At 66.1% G+C, this 17670-nt stretch carries 18 protein-coding genes; 10 read left to right on the plus strand and 8 right to left on the minus strand.

The window, feature by feature from the left end; genetic code table 11:
* The first annotated feature begins 23 nt into the window (after positions 1-23).
* The gene (locus HZA32_00275; GenBank protein ID MBI5422488.1) at positions 24-1358 is read left to right on the plus strand and encodes an NCS2 family permease; all 1335 of its coding nucleotides are present in this window, start codon (positions 24-26) and stop codon (positions 1356-1358) included.
* On the opposite strand, the gene HZA32_00280 is transcribed toward HZA32_00275, so the two are convergent.
* The 3 genes from HZA32_00280 to HZA32_00290 form a co-directional block, all read right to left on the minus strand.
* Positions 1355-1786: a universal stress protein gene (locus HZA32_00280; protein MBI5422489.1), complete on the minus strand. Its 432-nt coding sequence runs from the start codon at positions 1784-1786 to the stop codon at positions 1355-1357. The genes HZA32_00275 and HZA32_00280 overlap by 4 nt on opposite strands.
* Before the next feature lie 2 nt (positions 1787-1788).
* Entirely contained in the window at positions 1789-3135 is a 1347-nt protein-coding gene (locus HZA32_00285; GenBank protein MBI5422490.1) for an Nramp family divalent metal transporter, read from the minus strand.
* A gap of 128 nt (positions 3136-3263) precedes the next feature.
* A complete protein-coding gene (locus HZA32_00290) occupies positions 3264-3992 on the minus strand; it encodes a transporter (protein MBI5422491.1) in 729 nt (242 codons plus the stop codon).
* A gap of 188 nt (positions 3993-4180) precedes the next feature.
* On the opposite strand from HZA32_00290, the gene HZA32_00295 reads away from it, so the two are divergent.
* Positions 4181-5875 carry an iron ABC transporter permease gene (locus HZA32_00295; GenBank protein ID MBI5422492.1) on the plus strand — a complete coding sequence of 565 codons (1695 nt, stop codon included), beginning with the start codon at positions 4181-4183 and terminating at the stop codon, positions 5873-5875.
* On the opposite strand, the gene HZA32_00300 is transcribed toward HZA32_00295, so the two are convergent.
* From HZA32_00300 to trpD, 4 genes are read right to left on the minus strand one after another with little or no spacing between them, the layout of a single operon-like run.
* On the minus strand, positions 5872-7023 hold the full coding sequence (locus HZA32_00300) for an MFS transporter (protein MBI5422493.1): 1152 nt from the start codon (positions 7021-7023) through the stop codon (positions 5872-5874). The genes HZA32_00295 and HZA32_00300 overlap by 4 nt on opposite strands.
* Entirely contained in the window at positions 7020-7655 is a 636-nt protein-coding gene (locus HZA32_00305; protein ID MBI5422494.1) for a hypothetical protein, read from the minus strand. The genes HZA32_00300 and HZA32_00305 overlap by 4 nt, the downstream gene beginning before the upstream one ends.
* 42 nt (positions 7656-7697) lie before the next feature.
* Complete coding sequence (gene glmM, locus HZA32_00310; GenBank protein MBI5422495.1) at positions 7698-9035, minus strand: phosphoglucosamine mutase; 1338 nt, start codon at positions 9033-9035, stop codon at positions 7698-7700.
* 3 nt (positions 9036-9038) lie between these two features.
* A complete protein-coding gene (gene trpD / locus HZA32_00315) occupies positions 9039-10082 on the minus strand; it encodes an anthranilate phosphoribosyltransferase (protein ID MBI5422496.1) in 1044 nt (347 codons plus the stop codon).
* A gap of 215 nt (positions 10083-10297) precedes the next feature.
* Between trpD and HZA32_00320 the strand changes: the two genes are divergently transcribed.
* The 8 genes from HZA32_00320 to rpe all read left to right on the plus strand — a co-directional run bounded on the left by HZA32_00320 (position 10298) and on the right by rpe (position 16044).
* Complete coding sequence (locus HZA32_00320) at positions 10298-11200, plus strand: undecaprenyl-diphosphate phosphatase (protein MBI5422497.1); 903 nt, start codon at positions 10298-10300, stop codon at positions 11198-11200.
* A 124-nt stretch (positions 11201-11324) separates the two neighbouring features.
* The gene (gene rpmF, locus HZA32_00325) at positions 11325-11501 is read left to right on the plus strand and encodes a 50S ribosomal protein L32 (protein ID MBI5422498.1); all 177 of its coding nucleotides are present in this window, start codon (positions 11325-11327) and stop codon (positions 11499-11501) included.
* A 79-nt stretch (positions 11502-11580) separates the two neighbouring features.
* Positions 11581-12609, plus strand: coding sequence for a phosphate acyltransferase PlsX (gene plsX / locus HZA32_00330; protein MBI5422499.1), 1029 nt, complete (start codon positions 11581-11583; stop codon positions 12607-12609).
* 13 nt (positions 12610-12622) lie between these two features.
* Positions 12623-13609: a ketoacyl-ACP synthase III gene (locus tag HZA32_00335; GenBank protein ID MBI5422500.1), complete on the plus strand. Its 987-nt coding sequence runs from the start codon at positions 12623-12625 to the stop codon at positions 13607-13609.
* A gap of 5 nt (positions 13610-13614) precedes the next feature.
* A complete protein-coding gene (gene bamD / locus HZA32_00340) occupies positions 13615-14667 on the plus strand; it encodes an outer membrane protein assembly factor BamD (GenBank protein MBI5422501.1) in 1053 nt (350 codons plus the stop codon).
* 16 nt (positions 14668-14683) lie between these two features.
* Positions 14684-15193, plus strand: coding sequence for a hypothetical protein (locus HZA32_00345; protein MBI5422502.1), 510 nt, complete (start codon positions 14684-14686; stop codon positions 15191-15193).
* Between the two features lie 10 nt (positions 15194-15203).
* The gene (locus tag HZA32_00350; GenBank protein ID MBI5422503.1) at positions 15204-15380 is read left to right on the plus strand and encodes a hypothetical protein; all 177 of its coding nucleotides are present in this window, start codon (positions 15204-15206) and stop codon (positions 15378-15380) included.
* Between the two features lie 4 nt (positions 15381-15384).
* Positions 15385-16044, plus strand: a complete 660-nt coding sequence (rpe, locus tag HZA32_00355; protein MBI5422504.1) for a ribulose-phosphate 3-epimerase — start codon at positions 15385-15387, stop codon at positions 16042-16044.
* On the opposite strand, the gene HZA32_00360 is transcribed toward rpe, so the two are convergent.
* Positions 16036-17670 (minus strand): ABC transporter substrate-binding protein, encoded by a 1635-nt coding sequence (locus HZA32_00360; protein MBI5422505.1) that lies wholly within the window; start codon positions 17668-17670, stop codon positions 16036-16038. The genes rpe and HZA32_00360 overlap by 9 nt on opposite strands.

A 17670-nucleotide genomic window follows, 5' to 3' on the forward strand; every position in this document is an offset into this window, starting at 1 on the left:
CTCTCGGAAAGCTCAATCTGCCCATGCTCGCTCGCTTGTTTCAGTTCGAACGCCACCGCACCACCGCGGCGCGCGAAATCCAGGCCGGCATCACGACGTTCGCCGCGATGGCCTACATCCTCGCCGTGAACCCCGCGATCCTCGCCGCCGCCGGCATCCCGCGCGGCGGACTCGTGACCGTCACCGCGCTCGCGGCCGCAGCGAGCACGTTGATCATGGGTCTGGTGACGAATTTCCCGCTGGCGCTCGCGCCGGGCATGGGAATCAACGCCTACTTCGCATTCACCGTCTGCCTCGGACTTGGCGTGCCATGGCAATCGGCGCTCGGCCTCGTCTTCGTCAACGGCCTCGCGTTTCTCGCGCTCTCCGTCTCCGGCATCCGCGAAAAGATCATCAACATCATCCCGTTTCAGCTGAAGATGGCGATCACGTGCGGCGTGGGGCTCTTCATCGCGTTCATTGGTTTGAAGAACGGCGGGCTCGTCGTCCCCGACGCCAACACGCTGGTGACCCATGGCAATCTCGGGGCGCCGTCCGTGTTGCTCTTCTTCGCCGGCTTGCTGCTCACGATCATCCTCGTCACGCGCAACGTCCCGGGCGCGATCATCCTCTCGATCCTCGGCATCACGCTCGCCGGCCTCGTGATTCCCGACGGCAAGGGCGGCCACCTCACCAATTGGCCGGAACACGTCGTGTCGCTGCCGGCGTCGATGAGCGACACGTTCCTGAAGCTCAATTTCGACTACTTCACGCAAGACCCGGTGAAGGCGACCACGGTGGTGCTCACGCTGCTGCTCATCGCGCTGTTCGACAACATCGGCACGCTCGTCGGCGTCGCGCAACGCGCGGGCTTGCTCGATGCGGAAGGCAAGTTGCCCGGCGCGGGCAAGGCGCTGATCTCCGACTCGATCGGCGTGATCCTCTCGTCGCTCTTCGGCACGTCGAACGTGGTGAGCTACGTCGAGTCGGCGTCCGGCGTCGCCGCCGGCGGGCGCACCGGCCTCGTGAGCGTCACGGTCGCGGCGCTGTTCCTCGGCGCGCTTTTCTTCACCCCATTGATTCTCGCGGTGCCCGCGGTGGCCACCGCGCCGGCGCTCGTCGTGGTGGGCATCTTCATGTTCCAGTCGGTGGCGGATCTCAACCTGAAGGATTTTCACGAGGCCGCGCCGGCGTTCCTGATCATCCTCGGCACGCCGCTCACGTTCAGCATCGCCGAAGGCATCGGACTCGGGCTGCTGGCGTTCGCGGTCGTCTATCTTTTCACCGGCCGCGGCCGGCAGGTCTCATGGCTGATCTACGTGCTCGCCGCGATCTTCGGCGCGCACCTGTTCCGCGACCTGTTCGCGCGGTTGTTCTAGGGCTTCATCACCGCGCGCACCACGAGCAGCGGCGTGCTCGTGGCGTGGCGCACCGCGTCGATCGTGCTGCCGTGAATGATGTCGCCGAGCAAACGATGACCGTGCGAGGCGAGCGCGATGAGGTCGCAGTGCTCCGCGGCGGCCACGCGGACGATTTCGGCGGGCGGATTGCCGAGTGCGAGTTGCGTCGTAACCGTCAGGCCGGTGCCGTGCAACTCGCTCGCACAGCGCGCGAGGTAGTCGCGGTCGGCGCGCATCTCGTCGGACTCGGTGAGTTTGAGCTGCTCGAAATTTCGCGCGGCCCAGCCGTCGGCGACGTGCAGGAGCAGCAGTTCCGACCCGAGCTTGCCCGCGAGTTCGGCAACGTGCGGGAGCAAGGTCGCGTCGGCGCGGCCGTTTTCGAGGGCGACGAGAATCTTGCGATACATGGTCAGGACGCGACGAAGTCGTAGAGGAGTTTGGTGTTCAGCGCCACGATGATCGCGGAGACGACCCACGCGGCGTATTTGATCCACGCTGGGTTCACGAACTCGCCCATCTTGACGCGATCGCTGGTGAATTGGACGAGCGGAATCACCGCGAAGGGCAACTGGAGGCTCAACACCACCTGCGAGAAGACGAGGAGCTTCGCCGTGCCGCTTTCGCCGTAAAGTCCCGCGACGATCGCCGCGGGCACGATGGCGATCGCACGCGTGATCAGGCGGCGAAGCCACGGACGCAGGCGGAGGTTGAGAAAGCCCTCCATCACGATCTGACCGGCCAGCGTGACCGTGAGCGTCGAGTTTTGTCCCGAGGCGAGCAGCGCGACCGCGAAGATCGTGCTCGCTGCCCCCACGCCGAGCATCGGCGTGAGCAACTTGTAGGCATCCTGGATCTCGGCGACTTCGTGGTTGCCGGCCTTGTAGAAGACGGCGGCGGAAACGATCAGGATCGAGGCGTTGATGAAGAGCGCGAACATCAGCGCGAGCGTCGAGTCGATGGTCGCGAACTTGATCGCCTCGCGTTTGCCGGAAGGCGTTGGCTCGTATTTGCGCGTCTGCACGATCGAGGAATGCAGGTAGAGATTGTGCGGCATCACCGTCGCACCGAGAATGCCGATCGCGATGTAGAGCATCTCGGGGTTCGTGATGATCTGCGCCGTCGGCACAAACCCACCGAGCACTTCGCGCACGTCCGGCCGCGAGAAAAGGATTTCCAGGCCAAAACACAGACCGATGAGCGTCACGAGCGACACGACGATGGCTTCGAGATAACGGAAACCACGGTGCGCGAGAAAGAGAACCAACATGACGTCGAGCGCGGTGAGAATCACGCCCCAGAGCAGCGGAATGTGGAAAAGCAGGTTCAGCGCGATCGCCGTGCCGATGACCTCGGCGAGATCGCAGGCACAGATCGCGATTTCGCACAGGAACCACAGCGCGTTCGAGATCGGCCGCGGGTAGTGGTCGCGGCAGGCTTGCGCGAGATCGCGTCCGGTGGCGATGCCGAGCTTCGCGCAGAGCGACTGCAGCAGGATCGCCATCAGGTTCGAGATGAGGATGACGCTCAGCAGCGTGTAACCGAACTGCGAGCCGCCCGCGAGGTCCGTGGCCCAGTTTCCGGGGTCCATGTATCCGACGGCGACCAGGTAGCCCGGACCGGAGAACGCGAGCAGCTTGCGCCAGAAACTCGCGCCCGCGGGCACGGACACGGTGCCGTGCGCCTCGGGCAGACTGGGCGCAGTGCGCGCGTGCCGCCAGCCGACATCAGAGGGAGAAGATTCGCGTTCAGGTTCCATCAACGGAGCCGCAGCGAAACGGCAAAACGCAGGAGCGCAAGACAGATTTAGCCTTTCCTAAATTTTACTGCCTGCGCGAATCCCAGCTCCGACTTTACGACGCCCACGCCGCAGTGGCCGTCCCAGCACTAAAAAGCCCAGACGAACCGCAGCGCGGGATACCAGTCCGGCGCCGCGCGATTGACGCCGGCATAGAGCGCCGCGTCCCACGAAAACTTCTCGGTCACCTGCCACACGAGCCCGAGACCCGACTGGGTCGCCCAGCGGCCCCGTCCGCCGGCGGCGTTCGAAGTCGTTTCCCAATACCAGCTCCAGCGCTTGTTCAGCGTGCGCGCTAAGACCACGTAGCCCGCCCACCAATCCTCCCGCGAACCGGCGCCATCGTCGACCCAATCGATCTCAGCTTGCGCGGAGAACGACCACGCTTCTCCGAGCGGACGATAGAACGGCACGATCACGCCGAATTGGGAGACAGCCGGCCGCAAGCGCGACGACACCGTGTCGCGAAACTGGTAATAAGGCAGAAGTGCCAGCGCGGTCCCGTCGGACGACTCCCAGAATTTCCACTTCGCGCGCACATAGACGCCACCGGTGCCACGCACACATTCGTCTACGTCCGCGCCGGAGAAATCCTCGTCGCGCCAGCCCTCGATCCCGATTTGCACGTCGATGTTTTCCGTCACACCGGTGGAAAGCTGCGCCACCGCCAGCGAGACGCTCCGCATGCGCACGCCATCCCGCGCCGGCGTGTAGCGGTCGTAGGCGCCGGTCGCGAGGTCGGTCTCCACGAGCCACTCTCCGCGCGCGACTGTTTGCGGCGCCTCAGTGAATTGCGCCGACAGCCGAATGGCGGCCAAACCGGCAAAAACGAGAAACGAAATTGAGCGCAGAAAGGGAGGCATAAGGTCCGTATCGGCACGGCCAACGGCACGATTGAGGCACATGATAATTCGCGTTCCTGAACGCAACCTGAACTTCGCCGCTGGGCGCATCGACCTGCTTTTCGCCCTTGCCGCTCATCGGACCCTCGGGCGACATGCCTCGCATGTCCCAGAGCTTCGCGCGCTTCGTCTTCTTCGGCACGCTGCTCTTTTTCGCGGCCTTCTTCCTCTGGCCGATCGCGCAAATTCTCCGCGGCGGCTTCGTCGATGCCGACGGCCACATCACGCTCGCCTACATTGCCGCCCTGCTCCGCGACCCCATCTATGTGGGGGCGCTGGCCAATTCATTTCTCCTCGCGCTGACGACCACCGCCTTCGCCCTCGGCATCGCGCTGCCGCTCGCAGTCGTTTCCGACCGCTACGCCTTTCCGGGTAAGAGCCTGCTCGGCGCCCTCGTCCTCGTGCCGATGATCCTGCCGCCCTTCGTCGGTGCGATCGGCATCAAGCAAATCCTCGGGCAATACGGCGCGGTCAACAGCCTCATCGTCGCGCTGGGACTGCGGCCGCCCGGCTGGGCCTTCGACTGGCTCGGCGCCAACCAGTTTCTCGGCATCGCGATCGTCAACGCGCTGTCGCTCTACCCGATCATCTACCTCAACGCCGTCGCCGCACTCGCCAATATCGATCCCGCACTCGAGGAAGCCGCGACCAACCTCGGTTGCACGGGCCTGCGTCGCTTCCGCAAGATCACGCTGCCGCTCATCACGCCGGGGCTCTTCGCCGGTGGAACGATCGTCTTCATCTGGTCTTTCACCGATCTCGGCGTGCCGCTCATCTTCGACTACGCCCGCGTCACGCCGGTCCAGATTTTTCACGGTCTGAAGGACATTGGCGGCAACCCGTTCCCCTTCGCGCTCGTGGCGATCATGCTCGCCGCATCGGTTGCCATCTACGCTCTCGGGAAAGGCCTCTTCGGCCGCCAGAGCCACGCCATGATGGCCAAGGCCACGCACTCCGGCGGACCGCGCACGCTCCACGGCCTCGCCGCCTGGACGGCCACGGCGCTCTTCGCCGGTGTGACGCTCGTCGCCGTGCTGCCCCACCTCGGCGTGATTGCCGTGGCGTTCTCGCGCGAGTGGTATGGCACCGTTCTCCCGCAGCACCTCACGACGGAGAATTTCCAACTCGCACTCGGCCACGACCTCACCGTTCCCGCCATCGCCAACAGCCTCAAATACGCGAGTGCCGCCACGATCATCGATCTCCTGCTCGGCACCGCGCTCGCCTACGTCATCGTGCGCTCCCGCATCGCCGGCCGCGCCGTGCTCGATTTTCTCGCCATGCTGCCGCTCGCCGTGCCGGGCCTCGTGCTGGCCTTCGGCTATCTCGCCATGAGCCAGGAGGGAAAGTTCTTTTCCTTCCTCAACCCCATCGCGAATCCGACGCTCCTCCTGATCATCGCCTACTCCGTTCGTCGCCTGCCCTACGTCGTGCGTTCGGCCGTCGCCGGTTTCCAGCAAACCAGCGAGACGCTCGAGGAAGCCGCACAAAACCTCGGCTGCCCTCCGCTCAAGGCGACATTCAAGATCACGCTCCCGCTCATTCTCGCCAACCTCATCGCGGGCGGCCTGCTCGCGTTCTCCTTCGCGATGCTCGAGGTGTCCGACTCGCTCATCCTGGCGCAGAAGCAGGCCTTTTACCCGATCACGAAGGCCATCTACGAACTCTTCCAGCTGCTCGGCGACGGCAAGTTCCTTGCCTCCGCGCTCGGCGCGTGGGCCATGGCTTTCCTCGGCATCACGATCGCAGGTCTCGGCATTCTCCTGGGCCGCAAACTCGGCGCCATCTTCCGCGTCTAGGCCGAGCGACTCGGCTCTCCCGCCGCCCGCGGCAGCACGAAACCCAACGCCGCCACCGCGAGACCGAGCGCCGCGGTGAACAGGAAATACCGTCCGCCCTCGTGCAGCCCGAGCGCCGTGATCAGCACCGGCGCGAAGCCCGCGAAGATCCGCCCGAGATTATACGCCGCGCCCGACAACGTCGTGCGGTAGCGCGCGAACACCTCGTTGAAATACGCCCCCATCAACCCGAACGGCACGCCGTTCAACAACGGCAGGCTGAGCGCGAAAAACAAACTGCGCCCCGTCCAGCTCCAGCTCCAACACGCCACCGAAAGAGTCGTCAGTCCCGCCGCGTAGAGCCACAGCGCGCGCGTCACTCCGACGCGCCCCACGAGCCACGCACCGAACGCCATGCCGGGCGCGACGTTCAGCCAAAACAGCGCCGTGAACCACGGTGACTGCGGCAGCTCACGCGCATAGAAGACGTTCATCGTGCCGCTCGCGATCGTCAGGCTCGCGATCGCGAGGCAGACGAGAAACGCACCGCCTTGCACCCGCCACGCGCCGCGCGGCGGGCCAGCCGATTTCGCCTCATCCACCACCGGCTCCGCCAGCGCCCGCCAACGCCACAGCGCCAACACCGCCACCGGCACGAGCGACGCCGCGAACAGCACGCGCCAGCCCACGACCGGCAAGGCGAACCGCGCCGCCATCGCCGCGAGCAGCCCGCCCAGAATCGCGAACTGCAGCCACGCCGAGAACCGATACCGCACCGCACCCGTCACCCGCTCGGCGAGATACGTGTGACTGATTCCCCATTCCGCGCCGAGCGCGAGCGACGCGAGCAAACGGAACGCCAGCAAGCTCCCTACGTTCCACGCGAGGCTGATGCCCGCGATGCCGATGCCGTAGAGCGCGAACGTCGCCAGCATCGCGCGACCTCTTCCCGCGCGGTCGGCCAAAAATCCGAACAACAGCGAACCGGCACCGACGCCCGCCAGCCCGGCAAACTGCAGCCAGCTGCTCTGCGTCGGCGTCAGCGCGAACTCGGCCGCCAGTGCGCGCTCCAGATAGACGAACAGGTAAAGGTCGTAGTAATCGAAAAACAGCCCGACGAACGCCGTCCAATAGATGGTCGCCGGAGACGGAGCCGCGCGCGCGCTCACTGTTTCACCTTCGCCCGGAAATCGCCGCCCTCGTCCCACCGGCCCGCCTTCATCGTTTGCGCGACCGACGCGTCCTTCAGCAGCGCCTGCGCCGGACCGTTGATCGACTCGCGCGCCAGCACCGCCTCCGCGCACCGCACCGCCGCGTCCGCGCGACCCGCGCCGAGATGCGCCCGGCCGAGCGCCACGAGAGTCTCGAGATCGTCCGGCGCGTTTTCCCGCAACGCCTCGAACGCGAACACCGCCGTCTCATGCCAACCGAGCGCGCTCGCAGCGTTGCCGAGCAAACGCAGTCCCGGCGCGCTGGCCGGATCGGCATCGAGCATCTTCTGCGCGCTGGCCAGCGCCTTCGCCGGATCCTTCGCCAGCGCGGAATTGCCGCTCAGCAGGAACGGCGCGGTGGAAACGCTCCCGAGCGCCTTCGCGAAAAACCCGCCCTTGCCCGCCGCGCCCTTTTTCAGCTGCGCCGCGCGCTGCAATTTGCGCACCGGCAGGCAACCCGGCGCGACCGCGAGCACGTCGCGCGAGAGTTCGATGGCGTAATCGAAATTCCCGCGCTCGAACGCCGTGCGCGCGCTCTCCACGAGTTTCTGCAACCGGGGCTCGAGCGAAGCGACGGATTGTTCGGCCATGGCAGCGGGATGCCAGCGCGGTGCGCGGCGCGCAAGCGCGGCTTACAACACCTCGAGATCGCGCCGGGTGGCCTGCTCGAGCCGCGCCAGCGCGGCGCCGACGATTTCGTCGGTCGGCCCCTCGACCAGCAGACGCAGCTTCGGCTCGGTGCCCGAGTAGCGCACCAGCACGCGTCCGCTGCTGCCCAGCTCGCGCTCCAGCGCGGCGATCGTCGCGGGCAAGGTCGGCAGGTGATCCAACGGTTTCTTCTCGCGCACCGTGAGCGCGGCAGTGACTTGGGGGAATTTCCGCAGCTGACGCCGCAGCTGTGAGAGCGGCTGGCCGGTTGCGAGCATGACTTCGAGAACCTTGAGCGCGGCAACGAGACCATCGCCCGTCGGCGAGACGTCCGCGCAAATCACATGGCCCGACGATTCGCCGCCGAGTGTCGCGTGGTCCGCGAGCATGCGCTCAATCACGTAGCGGTCGCCCACCGGCGTCCGCGCGACCTTGCCGCCCGCGGCCGCCAGCGCGGCGTCGACGCCAAGGTTGCTCTGCACCGTGATCACGAGCTGCCCGTGCGCGAGCCGCCCGCATTTCAACGCATGCAAGGCGAGCACGGTTAGAATCTCGTCGCCGTCGAGGACGTCGCCGTTCTCGTCGCAGAGAATACAACGATCCGCGTCGCCATCGTGCGCGATGCCGAGGCGGGCGCCGTGTGCTTGGACCGCTGCGGCCATCTGTTCCGGATGCTGGCTGCCGACGGCGGCGTTGATATTGTTGCCGTCGGGCGAGCAACCGATCGTGACGACGTCCGCGCCGAGTTGCGTGAGCACCGCGTGGCTCGTGTGACACCCCGCGCCGTTCGCCGCATCGAGCACGATCTTCCAGCCGCGCAACGCGCCGACCGGCAGCAGGCGCACAGCGGTCGCGACGTAGAGCGAACGCGCGTCGAAATTCTCCAGCGCTCCGTGCGACGACGCCGCCGCGTCGGGCAACAACGCCTCGATGCGCGACTCCTCGTCGTCGGTGAGCTTGATGCCGGTCGGACCGAAAAACTTGATGCCGTTGTCCGCCGCCGGATTGTGCGACGCCGTGATCACCACGCCGAACGCCGCGGGAGTGGACCGCAGCGCGAGGCTCACGGCCGGAGTCGGCACGACACCGAGACTCACCGGCTTGAAACCTTCCGCCGCCAACCCGCCGGCCAGCGCAGCCTCGAGGCTCGCACCGGACGCGCGCGTATCGCGTCCGATAAAGACGACCGGCGACGCGGCTCCGTTTTCACGTGCGAACCGCGCTGCGGCCGCGCCGAGCCGCGAGGCGAACGCCTCGTTCATCGTCGCGCTGCCGTAGGCACCGCGCACGCCGTCCGTGCCGAAATACTTCCGCGAACCCATCCCCTACGAACGATAGAATTCGAGGGTGTCGGCAATCTTTTTGGCGACCGCTCCGCCGAACAACAGCTCGCGCGCGACCGGCACGCCGCTGCGCAGGTCCGGCTGACGCCCGGCGATCCACAAGCCCATGGCGGCCACCGCGACGATCGTGTCCATCAACCCGCGCGGCGCCTTGCCGGCGAGGATCGCCTCGGTGAGCGCGCGGTTCGTCGCCACGTCGCCGCCGATCAGGTCCGCAAACGGCGCGCGTTCCATGCCGAAGTCCGCCGGCGTCCAGTTCGCCGTCGCGCCTTTCAGGCGGCCGACACCCGCGACGAGATTGTCCGTGGCGGTGGTCCACTCGTCGATGCCGCGCCCGGACTCGATCACGCCGTGGGCCACGATGCCGGCGGGGCACTCGAGCGCGGCGAGTGTCGTGGCGAACTTCTCCACCAGCGCCGGCGAATAGACTCCGAGCATCACGTGCGCCGGACGGCCGGGGTTGATGAGCGGACCGAGGATGTTGAAGATCGTGCGTTGCCCGCGCGCGGCGAGCGCCTTGCGGGCGGGTGCGATGTGCTTGAACGTCGGGTGATACGCCGGCGCGAAGAAGAAACAGAATCCCAGCTCGCGCAGCGCGGCGCGGGTCTTCTCCGGCGAAGCCTGCAAATCGAGACCGAACGACGCCATCAGGTCGGCGCTGCCGCATTTCGAGGTGATGCCGGCGTTGCCGTGCTTCATCACCGGCACGCCCGCGGCAGCGAGCGTCAGCGTGACGAGCGTGGAGACGTTGAAGCCGCCGGCGTGGTCGCCCCCGGTGCCGACGATGTCGAGCGCGTGCGGCGCCCATTCCTGGACGCCCGGATCGCGCGCGACCTCGCGGTAGGTGCGTGCGAAGGCGGCAATCTCCTCCGCGGTCTCGCCCTTGGTCGCGAGCGCGGCGAGAAAATCGATCTTGGTCGCCTCCGCGATATCGGGGCTGGCCAGCGCGAGCGCGGCGGAGCGCGCTTCGGCGGGGGCAAGGTCGCGGCGCGCGTGGAGTTCTTGAGTCAGTTGCTCGAGCAACATCGGCGCGCATCAAAGACGGAGGTCGCGCGGGACGGCAAAGCATAATTCTCGACACGTCTGGTCCGTTTGCGAACGCTCGCTCTGTGTTTCTCCGAATTACGGGTCGCCTCCTGTCTGTCATAGCAGCCTGCGTCGCGTTGAGCGTCGCGCACGCCGCCGAGCCGGCGTCGAAGAAGAGAGTGCCGCGCGAACCGGCGCCGAAGCCCGTCGCGGAGCTGAGCGCGACCGATGCCCTCGTGCTCGGCGTCGTGGAAGGCGTGACCGAGTTCCTGCCGATCTCGTCGACGGGACACCTGATCATCGCCAGCCAGATGCTCGGCCTGGAGTCCGACAAGCCGCTCACGAACGCAGCGGGCGAACCGCTCTGGTATAAGAAGCCCTCCGAGAAGCATCCGCAGGGCGAGCCGCTCACGTTGAAGCTCGCGGCGGACACCTATACGGTCGTCATCCAGGTCGGCGCGATCCTCGCGGTGGTTTTCATGTATTGGTCGCAGCTGGTGAACATGCTCATCGGATTGTTCGGGCGAAGCAGCTCGGGGTTTCGTCTGCTGCGGAACGTGCTGCTGGCCTTCGTGCCGGTGGCGGTGATCGGCTTCGCGCTGCACGACCTGATCGACAAATACCTTTTCTCCATCGGCGCAGTGGTGGCCGCCCAAATCGGCGGAGCCCTGATCATGCTCTGGGCGGAACACTGGCGAAAAAAGAACTCCGGCATCGGATTCTCGAAGGCCGATCCTGCGGACATGACCGCGGGCAAGGCCGTGGGCATCGGTTTCGCGCAGTGCCTCGCGCTGTGGCCGGGCACGAGCCGCTCGATGGTGACGATCGTCGGCGGTTACTTGGCGGGCCTGACGCCGGTGAAGGCTGCGGAGTTCAGCTTCCTAGTCGGGCTGCCCACCCTCGCTGGTGCGGCGGTCTATAAGTCCTACAAGTCCGGCGCGGCCATGATCGAAGTCTTCGGCTGGTCGAGCGTGCTGCTGGGCTGCGTGGTGGCGGCGGTTTCGGCGGCGCTGGCGGTGAAATTCTTCGTGCGATTCCTGTCGCGCAACGGTCTGGCGCTGTTCGCCTATTACCGCATCGCGGTGGCGGTGGTGTTGGCCGCATTTTACCTGTTCTAAGGTCTCGTCAGCGCGGGCAGTTAAACGTCTTGACGGGGTCGCAGGCCGAACCTTACCTCCTCGACCTTCCAACCGAAACTAGCGGCCAGTCCACGCGTCGGGCCGCACTACTCAACCACTTACCATGGCCAATCCGAAACGTAAGCAATCCAAGCGCCGCAGCGCCAACCGCCGCGCGGCCAACGCCTTCAAAGCCCCGCAGGTCGCCAAAGACAGCGACGGCGGCGCCTTCCGCCCGCACCGCGTGAACCCGAAGACGGGTCTCTATCGCGGCCGTCAGGTGCTCGACGTCACGGTCTGATTTCATCCGGCAGCTTCCTGCTATCCAACCCGAAGCCGCCAGTTCCACGCCGTTGCCGCCCCGCATCGCCGTCGATGCCATGGGCGGCGACTTGGGCCCTGCGGAAGTAGTCGCGGCGGTCAAAATCGCTCTTTCCGAGGACGCAGACCTCGCGCCCATCGTCTTGGTGGGCCAACAGGAGGTGCTGACTCCCCTCGTCGCCGAAGCCGGCCTCGCCGGCAGTTCGCGCGTGTCGATCGTGCACGCCTCCGAGGTGATCACGATGGACGACAAACCCCTCAAGGCGCTCAAGACCAAGAAAGACGCCTCGATGGTCCGCGCGATCGAGCTCGTGAAGTCGGGCGAGGCCAAGGTCGCCGTCAGCTCCGGCAACACCGGCGCGCTCATGGCCGGCGGCACGCTCCGCCTGCGCACCATGAACGGCGTCGATCGCCCCGCACTCGCGGCGGTCATCCCTCGCGAAGGCGGGCACTTCGTGCTCATCGACGCCGGCGCCAATCCCGAGGCGAAGCCCGAGCACCTGATGCACAACGCCATCCTCGGCGCCGACTACGCCCGCGTCATTCTCGGCCTCGATAACCCGCGCGTCGGCCTCCTTACGATCGGCACCGAAGAAGGCAAAGGCAACGCGCTCGTCACCGAGACGAACGACCTGTTGAAGAAGATCAACGGCGTCGTGAACTACGTCGGTCCGATCGAGGGCTTCCAGGTTTTCCGCAACCACGTCGACGTGGTCGTGTGCGACGGTTTCGTCGGCAACACGCTCCTCAAGACGTGGGAGTCGCTCGCGAAATTCATCACCGGCATGCTCAAGGACGAGCTGAAGCAAAGTCCCGTGCGCATGGCCGGAGCGGTCCTCGCCAAGGGTGCCTTCAGCGCCTTGAAGGACCGCATGAATCCCGACCGCTACGGCGGCGCGCCGCTCCTCGGCGTCCGCGGCAACATTCTCAAGGCCCACGGTTCATCCAACCGCCACGCTTGGGCCAGCGCCATCCGCGCCGCTGGCAAAATCATCCGTCAGGACCTTTACCACCGCATCGAAGACGACGTCGCCAAGGCCAACGAGCTCATCCAAGCCGCGCCCGGCGTGTCGCCGACGAATAACTGATCCCTTTTTACCTATGGCCTCCGTGATCATCGCCGGAGTCGGCGCCTATGCGCCCGAACGCATCCTCACCAACGAGGATCTCACCAAAATGGTCGATACGTCCGACGAGTGGATCCGCACTCGTTCCGGTATCCGCGAGCGGCACATCGCCGCGCCGGACCAGGCGTGCTCCGACCTCGCCCTCATCGCCGCCCAGCGTGCCCTCGCCGACGCGAAGGTCAGCGCCTCCGAGGTCGACCTCCTCATCATTGCGACGGCGACTCCGGATTACCCGCTCCCGTCCACGGCGTGCGTCGTCCAGCACAAGCTCGGCGTCCCGCCGCACGCGACCGCCTTCGACATTGCCGCCGCCTGCTCGGGCTTCGTCTACGCCCTCGAGATCGCCTACGGCCAGCTGCTCACTGGCCGCTACAAGTGCGCGCTGATCATCGGATCGGAAAAACTCTCCTCGATCACCGACTGGTCCGACCGCACCACTTGCGTGCTCTTCGGTGACGGCGCCGGCGCGGCCGTGCTGAAGAAGAGCGATCAGGACGGTGTCGGCATCATCGGCTCCGACCTCGGCGCCGATGGCGAACTCGCCGAATACCTCTACACGCCCGCCGGCGGTTCCCGCTGCCCGGCGTCGCCCAAGACCGTCGAGGAGAAGGGCCACTTCCTGCGCATGAAGGGCAAGGAGATCTTCAAGAACGCCGTTCGCGTCATGGAGACCGTCGCGCGCGAAATGGTGGAACAACACGGCCTCACGTTTGACCAAATCAACCTCGTGATCCCCCATCAGGCGAACGTGCGAATCGTCGAAGCGCTCGCGGGCAACCTCGGTGTGCCCATGGATCGTTTCTACGTGAACATCGATCGCTACGGCAACACGTCGTCCGCCTCCATTCCCCTCGCCCTCGACGAAGCCCGCAAGGCCGGTAAGATCAAGCCCGGCGACTACACGCTCCTTGTTGCTTTCGGCGCCGGCTTCACCTACGGCTCTACTCTCATTCGCTGGTAATCCTCATGTCCCGTCGCACCCTTTCCGCCCTTGTTGCCGTCGTCATCGCGCTGTTCGGCGCCGCGCGCCTTAGCGCCGACCTCGTCTGGACGCCCGGTCAAGGCTGGCGCATCGAGGGCGGCGCCCTCGCCGGGCTCTCCGGCGAAGAAGGCCGCAACGCGCTGGAGATGATGAACACCGCGCGCAACGCCGAGGAAAAAGGCTCCACGCGCTCCGCCATCAAGACCTACGAGAAGGTCGCCAAGAAGTTCCCGAACTCGATCTACGCCGGCGAGGCCCTCTACCGCTCCGGTCTCCTCTACGAAAAGCGGAAGCAATACTTCAAGGCCTTCGACTCCTTCCAGGAGATGGTGATGAAGTATCCGAGCAGCCAGAAGTTTTCCCAGGTCATCGCCGAGCAATACCGCATCGCCCAGCTCCTCCTCGACGGCGCCCGCTCCTACATGTGGGGCGTTATTCCCGGCTTCAAAAACCGCGAGAAGTCCGTCGAGTATTTCGAGCATATCGTCCACAACGCGCCCTACTCCGACTACGCGCCGCTCTCGCTGATGAATATCGCGCGCGCCCACCAGAAAATGGGCAACACCGAGGAGGCAATCGACGCCCTCGACCGGATGATCAACAACTACCCGAAGAACGTCCTCACGCCCGACGCCTACCTGAAGCTCGCGCAGACGCATTCCTCGCTCGTCGACGGCGCCTACTACGACCAAGCGTCGACGAAGGAAGCCATCACCTACTACGAGGACTACCTCATCCAATTCCCCGGCGACTCCGGCGCCGGCACGGCCGAAAAAGGCCTCGGCGAGATGAAGACCATGCTCGCGCAGAGCAAAATGATCCTCGCCGACTACTACTTCAAATACCGCAAGAACTACACCGCCGCGAAGGTCTTCTACAACGAGGCGATCACCACCTATCCCGATTCGCCCGTCGCCGCGCGCGCCCGCAAAATGCTCGTCGAAGTCGACTCCCGCCTCGCCGGCAACAAGGCGCAGGACGTGAAGGACGACCAGCCCGCCGCGCCGAAAAAGAAAAAGCGCTTCTGGCTCTTCTGAGCACCGCGCATCGCCCATGCGCCTCGCGCTGTTCGCCTCGCTCGCTGCCCTCGCCCTCGGCCTCGCGTCCTGCGCGAACTACCACCTCGGCACCGGCAGCGAGACCCGCTACGCCACCTTGCACGTCGCCGTCGTGAAAAGCGATGTGCTCCTGCCCCAGGCCGTCGCCATCGTCACGACGCAGGTGCGCGAAGCGTTCCTTAAGGACGGACGCGTCCGCCTCGTCGACTCGGCTTCCGAAGCCGACGCCGTGCTCACGCTGACGCTCGAGGATTACCACCGCGACACGACTGTTGCCCGCGCCGACGACACCGGACTCGCCCGGCGCTTCGATGTCGTGCTCCAAGCCCGCGCGGCGCTCGTGGATCAACGTTCCAAGCAAACCGTCTTCGCGAATCGCCCGCTCAAAGTCACCCGCGGCGCCTTCACCGACAGCGGCCAGCTGCAGTCGGAATACCAGTTGCTCCCGCTGCTCGCGGAGCAGCTCGCCGAGCGCGCGCTGCACGCCACGCTCGACAACTGGTAAGGAAACTCGCATGCCCCGCGCGACCAAGCCCCGCCTGAATCGCGAGTGGCATCTCGCGCACCGCATGCCGCCCCGCGCCACGCTCGAACAGCGCCTCGCCTGGCACCTCGAACATCACGCGCATTGCGCCTGCCGGCCGATACCGGGAAAACTGCTTGGCCTGCTGCGCGAGCGCGGCTTGCTTTGAGTCGATGTCGCTCTCGCCCGTCCTCGCCCCTTCCCTCCTCGCCGGCGATCACGCCGCCCTCGGCGCCAGCGCGAAACTCGCCGCCGATTCCGGCGCACCGTGGCTCCACCTCGACCTGATGGACGGCCACTTCGTGCCGAACCTTACCTTCGGCCCCGAAGTGCTCGCCGCTCTCCGCCGCGCGGGCGTGAAGACATTCTTCGACACCCACCTCATGCTTTCCGAACCGCACCGCTACGTCGAAGCGTTCGCGAAGGCCGGCGCCAATCTCATCAGCATCCACATCGAGCCCACCTATGACCACGCGGCCACGCTGCGCCGCATCCGCGAACTCGGCTGCCAGTGCGGCGTCGTGCTGAATCCCGGCACGCCCGCCGAATCCATCCGCATGCTGCTGCCGCAGGTTGATCTCGTGTTGGTGATGACCGTGCAACCGGGTTTCGGCGGCCAACCCTTCCGGCGCGACATGCTCCCAAAGCTCCAGCAAATCGACGGCTGGCGCCGCGAAGCCGGCCTCAACTTCCGCCTCGAAGTCGACGGCGGCATCGACCTCGTCACGGGCAAGGAATGCCGCGCCGCCGGCGCCGACACCTTCGTGGCCGGCACGTCTTTCTTCAAGGCCGGCGACCGTGCTGCGTTCGCCGCGGCATTCGCGTCACTCTGAGGCGGGACTGAAGCTCGCTTTGCCGCCCGCGATGTCCGTCGCGCGCGCGTATCGGGCACGAAATCTCCCCGCCAGCTCGCTCGCCAGCCGCACCTCGTCGACCTTGTGCTTCGAAGTCAGCGCGCGATGAATTTCGTTCTGCGCTCGATCGTAGCTCACGTCGGAGAGGTCCTGCAGCACTGACAATGCGGCGCTTCTTCGAGCCGCATCGACGCCGGGCGCATTGATCGCACGCCACGCGGCGCGGAGTTCCTCGTGCGTGTCCTGGCACATCACGCGAATGATGAACGCCATTTCGCGAAACACCGCCGCCGTCCGCTCCGGCCGATAGATCAGCGGATCCTCGGTCGCGAACGGATTCGCGTCGGGATCGCTGCGGAGCGGCAGCCACTCGGCCCGCGCGTAATAGTCGCGTCGCACCGGCAGGCGCCGGAGGGCGTAACGCTGCGGTCCGCCGGGAGTGCCCGGCTTCGCGTTCCACAACCGTTGCGCCTCCATCGAAAGCACGAACTCCATGAACGCCTCCGCGACCGCCCGATGCGGCGCACCGCGCAGGATGCCGATCGGATCGACGGAGCTGACCGACCCACCCGCCGGCGATATGTAACCCAGCCGCGCCGACCCGCCGCGTGCGCTCGCCGCCTCGGCTTGGGCGCGTCCGTAAAAATCGATGCACATGCCGGCCGCGCAGTTCCCATCCGCCACGTCGATCGGCGGCTTCTGCGAGGTGTCGGTGAAATAGCGCGCGTTGGCCCCCACGAGTTGTATCAACCGCAGTCCGTCCTCCCAGCCTTCGCGCACCGCGCGCGCTTCGCGGGCGGTCGCGTCCGGTTCGCTCGACGCGCGCGCGCGCCGCTGCATCCGCTGCTGGAGAATGTTCTCGAACGCCTTGGCGATCGATCCGCTCTTCGTGGGATCGCACAGCGCGACCTCGCCGAAGAAATGAAAATCCGCGAGATCGTCCCACTGTTGAGGCTCCCGCACCCCGAGGCGCGCGAGCGAATCGCGATTGAACAGGATGCCGTAGGAACTGAGCACACAGCCGATCCACAGGTGCTCGCGATCCCAGAACTCCTCGCCGCCATAAACCCGCGGAATCACGTCGTCGGTGAACCACTCGGGATGCGCCTCAAAAACCCGCGACGCCACCAGCCGCCCCGCGACCGCCTGACGCTCGAAATCGTAGGTGCCGCCGCCGAAAAAAACATCGATCCCGCAGCCGACATCCGAAGCGAGAAACACCGCGCGCGCCTCCCGCGCGATCGCGGGCGCGTCGGCCGGCAGCCGGCCATTCTGCGAACCGGCCTGCACGTCGCGGCTCCACGGTTTGCCCAGCTGGTTCACCCAGTGATTGCGGAACGCGGTGATGTATTCGCTCTCGAGGAAACGGGCGATCTCGCTTGTGCCGCCGAGCACGCGCCAATCGATCGCGACGCTCCGCCCGGTCCGCGCGCGATACCACTCCTGAAACGCGCGCCCGAATTCGTAGCGGGTCGCCTCGTTGTTCGGCGTCACGATCACCACGCGATCATCGGCATCGCGCGCGGCGGCGACCTGACGCGGCCGGAGCGCGAACGGCAGTGCGAGCACCGTCAGCAACGCCAGGACGATCACGGCCCGTTTCAT

The sequence above is a fragment of the Opitutia bacterium genome (assembly GCA_016217545.1).
In the GTDB taxonomy this organism is placed as follows: Bacteria; Verrucomicrobiota; Verrucomicrobiia; order Opitutales; family Opitutaceae; genus Didemnitutus.

What these genes read in the sequence shown, in the direction of transcription:
- HZA32_00275 (MBI5422488.1), top strand. Translation starts at nt 24, where the DNA reads ATGCTCGCTCGCTTGTTTCAGTTCGAACGCCACCGCACCACCGCGGCG.
- HZA32_00280 (MBI5422489.1), bottom strand. Translation starts at nt 1,786, where the DNA reads ATGTATCGCAAGATTCTCGTCGCCCTCGAAAACGGCCGCGCCGACGCG.
- HZA32_00285 (MBI5422490.1), bottom strand. Translation starts at nt 3,135, where the DNA reads ATGGAACCTGAACGCGAATCTTCTCCCTCTGATGTCGGCTGGCGGCAC.
- HZA32_00295 (MBI5422492.1), top strand. Translation starts at nt 4,181, where the DNA reads ATGTCCCAGAGCTTCGCGCGCTTCGTCTTCTTCGGCACGCTGCTCTTT.
- HZA32_00305 (MBI5422494.1), bottom strand. Translation starts at nt 7,655, where the DNA reads ATGGCCGAACAATCCGTCGCTTCGCTCGAGCCCCGGTTGCAGAAACTC.
- glmM (MBI5422495.1), bottom strand. Translation starts at nt 9,035, where the DNA reads ATGGGTTCGCGGAAGTATTTCGGCACGGACGGCGTGCGCGGTGCCTAC.
- trpD (MBI5422496.1), bottom strand. Translation starts at nt 10,082, where the DNA reads ATGTTGCTCGAGCAACTGACTCAAGAACTCCACGCGCGCCGCGACCTT.
- rpmF (MBI5422498.1), top strand. Translation starts at nt 11,325, where the DNA reads ATGGCCAATCCGAAACGTAAGCAATCCAAGCGCCGCAGCGCCAACCGC.
- plsX (MBI5422499.1), top strand. Translation starts at nt 11,581, where the DNA reads ATGGGCGGCGACTTGGGCCCTGCGGAAGTAGTCGCGGCGGTCAAAATC.
- HZA32_00335 (MBI5422500.1), top strand. Translation starts at nt 12,623, where the DNA reads ATGGCCTCCGTGATCATCGCCGGAGTCGGCGCCTATGCGCCCGAACGC.
- bamD (MBI5422501.1), top strand. Translation starts at nt 13,615, where the DNA reads ATGTCCCGTCGCACCCTTTCCGCCCTTGTTGCCGTCGTCATCGCGCTG.
- HZA32_00345 (MBI5422502.1), top strand. Translation starts at nt 14,684, where the DNA reads ATGCGCCTCGCGCTGTTCGCCTCGCTCGCTGCCCTCGCCCTCGGCCTC.
- HZA32_00350 (MBI5422503.1), top strand. Translation starts at nt 15,204, where the DNA reads ATGCCCCGCGCGACCAAGCCCCGCCTGAATCGCGAGTGGCATCTCGCG.
- rpe (MBI5422504.1), top strand. Translation starts at nt 15,385, where the DNA reads ATGTCGCTCTCGCCCGTCCTCGCCCCTTCCCTCCTCGCCGGCGATCAC.
- HZA32_00360 (MBI5422505.1), bottom strand. Translation starts at nt 17,670, where the DNA reads ATGAAACGGGCCGTGATCGTCCTGGCGTTGCTGACGGTGCTCGCACTG.